General features: G+C 46.5%; 4 protein-coding genes. 2 read left to right on the top strand and 2 right to left on the bottom strand.

What is annotated here, in order from left to right; translation table 11 throughout:
• The coding region (locus tag D0S45_20145) for a conjugal transfer protein TrbJ (protein ID TIH11394.1) at positions 1 to 247 on the bottom strand (247 nt) is incomplete at its 3' end.
• A gap of 53 nt (positions 248 to 300) precedes the next feature.
• Here D0S45_20145 and D0S45_20140 point away from each other — a divergent pair.
• A complete protein-coding gene (locus D0S45_20140; GenBank protein TIH11392.1) occupies positions 301 to 597 on the top strand; it encodes a cytotoxic translational repressor of toxin-antitoxin stability system in 297 nt (98 codons plus the stop codon).
• A gap of 1 nt (position 598) precedes the next feature.
• Entirely contained in the window at positions 599 to 928 is a 330-nt protein-coding gene (locus tag D0S45_20135; protein TIH11393.1) for an XRE family transcriptional regulator, read from the top strand.
• A 1-nt stretch (position 929) separates the two neighbouring features.
• Here D0S45_20135 and D0S45_20130 read toward each other — a convergent pair.
• On the bottom strand, positions 930 to 2,576 hold a 1,647-nt coding region (locus tag D0S45_20130), incomplete at its 5' end, for a conjugal transfer protein TrbE (protein ID TIH11391.1).

Raw genomic sequence — 2,576 nt, 5'->3', positions numbered from 1 at the left:
GGCGTATGGTGTTCTTGACCATGTTGACGTACTGATCAATATTTTGCTTCACCATCATAATTTGCTGCTGGGTCTGCATCATTTCTTCCGCATAAGTCCGGTACATGGATTCAAGCTGTTCAATATTGGTGACCCGCTCCAGCATTTGTAGGATTTTATCGCTGCAATTGGTGCAGGTGACTGTCATGGCGTTTGCCGGAGAAAGTGTTGTTAATACAAGTAGTAAGCTTAGTATGATAGATTTCATGTTGGCATCCCTGTATGTGTTGACAGTGTATCAAAAAATGGTACATTGAATTCATGGCATGGATCGTCAAAATTACCGGCAGAGCCCGGAAACAGGTGAAACTTCTTCCTGAACAAATTGCAGAAACTTTGCATTTTTTGCTTAATGAGATTCAGCAGGATGGACCTATCCGGGAAGGCTGGAAAAATTACGGAAAGCTTAAAGGGAAACCGGGCTTTTACCATTGCCATCTGAATAAAGGAAAACCGCGTTATGTTGCTGTCTGGAAAGAAAGCAACGATGGAGTAAAACTTGTAGAGGTGCGTTATGTTGGAAGTCACGAAAAAGCAGACTACAAAAGAATCAGTTGATATTTGTCTAAGGGTTCCTGTTAAGGACGCAGCCAAGATTCTTGAAGAGAGTCTTGCTTTTTGGCGTTTGGCTGGTCTTGAAGTCAGAGAACTGAACGAAGACGGTGACGAGCTTTTCAGCGTTGAAGAGGTCTTTGGCGAGTCGTCAACCGGACGTCTTTTGCGCGGAGCAAGATACAAGGAAGACCTTACCCAGCAACAACTTGCGGATAAAATCGGCATTGCCCGCAGGCATATTTCTGAAATGGAGAATGACAAACGTCCCATCGGCAAGGCTATGGCCAAGCGTTTGGGAGAAGCACTCAATGTTGGATACAAGGTGTTTTTGTAGATCATCTAAAATCTCCCTGCCTTTCTTCAAGCCATTGTTCCGGCCAGCTTGGGCCGTGTTCTTTTTCAAGTTCCTTGATCCGGGCGATGTGTCCTTTGCCGGATGACCCGACAAATGAAAGCGCGACAGGACCGAGAGCGAGGTTTATGAGTCTGCGTCCTTCAGGTGTCACAACGTAGTAATCGCGCTTTGGAGCTGCGGAGGTGATGATCTGGATCTGGGTGGAGTTGAGGCCGAGTCCTTCATAGTGCGGTCGCTGGTCTTTGTCTGATGCGCTGGGATTCGCCAGATATATTTTGGTCGGGCAGGATTCAGACAGAACGCCCATGAGACCAGATTTAGCCGCATCTTCCAAAGACTGCGTAGCCAGAACAACTGCGCAGTTTGCTTTACGCAAAACCTTCAGCCATTCATAAATCTTTTCCCGGAAAACTTTGTGGCCAAGCATGATCCATGCTTCATCCAGAATGAGCAGGGAGGGCTGTCCTTTAAAGGCTTTTTCTATGCAGTGGAAAAGATAAAGAAGGACAGGAATAAGATTCTTGTCTCCAAGGTTCATCAAGTTTTCAATCTCGAAGACCATTAAATTTTCAATGCCAAATCCATCCGTTTTAGCATCAAGCAGATGCCCCATAGCCCCGGCATTAGTGTAATGTTTAATGGCTTCCCTTAGTTCTTCATCCTGCACAAAGTGGTAAAAATCGGTCAGGGAGCGCATGTCTTGCGGATTTTCCCGAATTGAATTCATTGCCAGATGAATCGCATTGCGGTGCGCTGGCAGGACGACAAATCCTTGCAGAGTCACAAGAGTTTCAATCCATTCTTCAGCCCAGGCCTGCTCGGCATCAGAATCAACATTCGAAAGCGGGGCAAAAGCCAGCTCTGAATCATCGCCAGCTATTTCGTAGTGAGTTCCCCCGGCAGCTTTGCAGAGCGGAAACATGGACATGCCTTTGTCGAAGGCAAAAATGGATGCATTCTTATATCTTCTGAACTGGGCGTTAATAATGCCGAGCAGTGTAGATTTACCCGCTCCGGTCGGTCCGAAAATCAAGGTGTGCCCGATATCGCCTGTGTGCAGATTCAGCCTGAACGGTGTTGAACCATCAGTGGCGCAATACATAAGGGCCGGTGAATTGGCTGGAAATTCCGGTGAAGGGTTGAATTCATTACCGGGCCAGATTGTCGCCAATGGAAGCATATCCGAAAGGTTCATTGAATTAATGATTGGCCTGCGGACATTTGCATATGCGTTGCCGGGATGAGTTCCAAGCCATGCCTCAAGAGCATTGATTGTTTCAATGCGGCATCCGAACCCTTGACCTTGAATCAGCCGGCTGATGAGTCTGGTATTATCTTCCAGCTCTTCGGAATTTGTCCCGTGTAACACAATGCATGCTGTATAGAATCCGGCAGAAACAAGACCGGACTGAACTTCAGCAAGGGCTGTTTCCGCATCTCCAGCCATATTGAGTGCATCCTGATTCGGTCTTGGATTGGCCTTGTTGAACATCAGGTCGAAAAATTTAAATACCTGCTGTTGCCAAGTCTTACGATATAAAGTGAGTTCTTTTTCTGCTTCAAATTGATCCATGCAGATGAAGCGGCTTGAAAATCTGTATTCTAAAGGGATTCCTTCAAGGCAGGA

The sequence above is a fragment of the Marinifilum sp. JC120 genome, from assembly GCA_004923195.1.
In the GTDB taxonomy this organism is placed as follows: Bacteria; Desulfobacterota; Desulfovibrionia; order Desulfovibrionales; family Desulfovibrionaceae; genus Maridesulfovibrio.
Note: the sequence above shows the minus strand (reverse complement) of the source record. Positions and strands in the feature narration are given on the sequence as shown.